We start from the raw sequence: 2,966 nt of genomic DNA, 5'->3' as shown, positions 1-2,966 counted from the left end.
CGGACGCACCGCCGCACCCCGATGGACTGGGACGCCGAGCACATCCTGCTGCGCACGGTGCGCTGCGTCAGCGGCACCGTCGAACTGATGATGAGCTGCGAACCGGCGTTCGACTATCACCGCGTCGGCGCCACCTGGGAGTACTCCGCCAACGCCTATGGCGAGGCCGTCGCGCGCGCCGCCAAGGATCCCGACGCCCACCCGACGATGCGGCTGACGTCCAACCTGCGGATCGGGCTGGAGGGCCGCGAGGCGCGCGCACGCACCCGGATGAAAGAGGGCGACGACGTGTTCGTTGCCCTGAGCTGGACCAAGCATCCGGCGCCGCAGACCTACCAAGAGGCCGCCGACAAGATGTGGCAGACCACCGAGTGCTGGCGGCAGTGGATCAACATCGGTAACTTCCCCGACCATCCGTGGCGGGCGTACCTGCAGCGCAGCGCGCTGACCCTGAAGGGCCTGACCTACTCGCCCACCGGCGCGCTGCTGGCGGCCAGCACCACGTCGCTGCCGGAAACGCCGCAGGGCGAACGTAACTGGGATTACCGCTACGCCTGGGTGCGCGACTCCACCTTCGCGCTGTGGGGCCTGTACACGCTCGGACTGGATCGCGAGGCCGACGACTTCTTCGCGTTCATCGCCGACGTCTCCGGCGCCAACAACAACGAGCGGCACCCGCTGCAGGTCATGTACGGCGTGGGTGGCGAGCGCAGTCTGGTCGAAGAGGAGCTTCATCACCTGTCCGGCTACGACCACGCCCGGCCGGTGCGCATCGGCAACGGCGCCTATGACCAGATCCAGCACGACATCTGGGGCTCCATCCTGGACTCCTTCTACCTGCACGCCAAGTCGCGCGAGCAGGTCCCCGAGACCTTGTGGCCGGTGCTGAAGAAGCAGGTGGAGGAGGCGATCAAGCACTGGCGCGAGCCCGACCGCGGGATCTGGGAGGTGCGTGGGGAGCCGCAGCACTTCACGTCGTCGAAGGTGATGTGCTGGGTGGCGCTGGACCGCGGCGCCAAGCTGGCCGAGCGGCAGGGCGAGAAGAGCTATGCCCAGCAGTGGCGCGCGATCGCCGAGGAGATCAAGAACGACATCCTGGCGCACGGCGTGGACTCCCGCGGGGTGTTCACCCAGCGCTACGGCAGCGACGCGCTGGACGCCTCGCTGCTGTTGGTGGTGCTGACGCGGTTCTTGCCGCCGGATGACCCGCGGGTGCGCAACACCGTGTTGGCGATCGCCGACGAACTCACCCAGGAGGGCCTGGTGCTGCGCTACCGGGTCGAGGAAACCGACGACGGGCTGTCCGGCGAGGAGGGCACCTTCACGATCTGCTCGTTCTGGCTGGTGTCGGCGCTCGTCGAGATCGGCGAGGTGCGGCGCGCCAAGCGCCTGTGTGAGCGGCTGCTGTCGTATGCCAGCCCGCTGCATCTCTACGCCGAGGAGATCGAGCCGCGCACCGGCCGGCAGCTGGGCAACTTCCCGCAGGCCTTCACCCACCTGGCGCTGATCAACGCGGTGGTGCACGTCATTCGCGCCGAGGAGGAAGCCGACGGCTCCGGAATGTTCCAGCCCGCCAACGCCCCGATGTGACGTGGCGATCGCAAGCGCGGCGTGAGCCGGGCGACGCGGGTCGCCACCATCAGGACGTGGCGATCGCAAGCGCGGCGTGAGCCGGGCGACGCGGGTCGCCACCATCAGTACGTGGCGATCGCCAGCGCGGCGTGAGCCGGGCGACGCGGGTCGCCACCATCAGGACGTGGCGATCGCAAGCGCGGCGTGAGCCGGGCGACGCGGGTCGCCACGACGTCAGCCCAGAGCGCTCACCCTGTCCATCAGGGCGTGCGCGACGTCGATGGCGCTGGTGTTGAGGTCGGCCGAGCCGGGGTCCGAGGACCGTCGCCCGCCGAAGAACACCACCTGGACCTCGACGAGGCAGTTCGACCGGATGCCGATGGCGCGCGCCTGCGGGGTGGGACGCAGCGGCGGCATGTTGGGCAAGATCGACGTCGCGGTCTTGGTCGCCGCGATGGTGGAATCCGTGACGCGGACGTCGCTGATGACGTTCGTCGTGCTGATCGGGCCGGACTGTTCCGACGTCGTCATGCCGTTGCACTGCTGCCACTGTCCCGAGAACTGCGTGAACAGCGCCTGCGCCTGTGCGGGCGACGGGAGGGTGACCACCCCCTCCTCGACCACGATCACCTGCGCCGGTTCGCCGTTGTTCCACCACGACTCGGACGCAACGTCTTTCACGTCGGCGGACCGGTACACGCCCTGCTGCAGCATCGCCGTCACGCCCAGGCACCCGGCCTGCGACATCGTCCGCTGGACCTGATAAAGCCTTTCGGGCCCGCCGAATTCGGCCGGATCCCGCGCCACGAAGGTCTGATTGAGCATCCGCGACAGCGTCGGGCCGTCGAGTAGCACCTGCTTGACCGTGACGCCGCTGAGCGGTCGCGGCTTGAGGTTCGGCGCCGGCTTCGCCGTGCCCGCCACGACTCCACCGCAGCCCGTCCCCAGCACGGCGACCGCCATCAAAGCCGTCGCCATCCCCCGAATCCGCATGGCTACTTCTTGCCCTTGTCCCCCGCGGCGTCGGCGGACAACGCCGCGACGAACGCCTCCTGCGGCACATCGACGCGCCCGATGGTCTTCATCCGCTTCTTGCCTTCCTTCTGCTTTTCGAGAAGCTTGCGTTTACGGGTGATGTCGCCGCCGTAGCACTTGGACAGCACGTCCTTGCGGATCGCGCGAATGTTCTCCCGCGCAATGATTTTCGATCCGATGGCCGCCTGGACGGGCACCTCGAACTGCTGGCGCGGAATCAGCTCTTTGAGCTTGGTGGTCATCTTGTTCCCGTAGGCGAACGCCGAATCCTTGTGCACGATCGCGCTGAACGCGTCGACCGCCTCGCCCTGCAACAGGATGTCGACCTTGACCAGTTGGGCCTCCTGCTCGCCGGCCTC

General features: G+C 68.2%; 2 protein-coding genes and 1 pseudogene. 1 reads left to right on the top strand and 2 read right to left on the bottom strand.

Annotated elements, in window-relative coordinates:
* A partial coding sequence (locus tag A9W96_RS28760; protein WP_067144572.1) for a glycoside hydrolase family 15 protein occupies positions 1-1,590 on the top strand: 1,590 nt, incomplete at its 5' end.
* Between the two features lie 216 nt (positions 1,591-1,806).
* Here A9W96_RS28760 and A9W96_RS28755 read toward each other — a convergent pair.
* Both A9W96_RS28755 and A9W96_RS28750 read right to left on the bottom strand, forming a co-directional pair.
* On the bottom strand, positions 1,807-2,565 hold the full coding sequence (locus A9W96_RS28755; protein WP_066879398.1) for a sensor domain-containing protein: 759 nt from the start codon (positions 2,563-2,565) through the stop codon (positions 1,807-1,809).
* 2 nt (positions 2,566-2,567) lie between these two features.
* A pseudogene (locus A9W96_RS28750) lies at positions 2,568-2,966 on the bottom strand (elongation factor 4); the annotation flags it as partial.

The organism is Mycobacterium sp. 1245852.3 (assembly GCF_001669335.1).
Lineage (GTDB): Bacteria > Actinomycetota > Actinomycetes > Mycobacteriales > Mycobacteriaceae > Mycobacterium > Mycobacterium europaeum_A.
The sequence above is the reverse complement of the archived record's forward strand: the minus strand, read 5'-3'. Positions and strand labels throughout refer to the sequence as shown.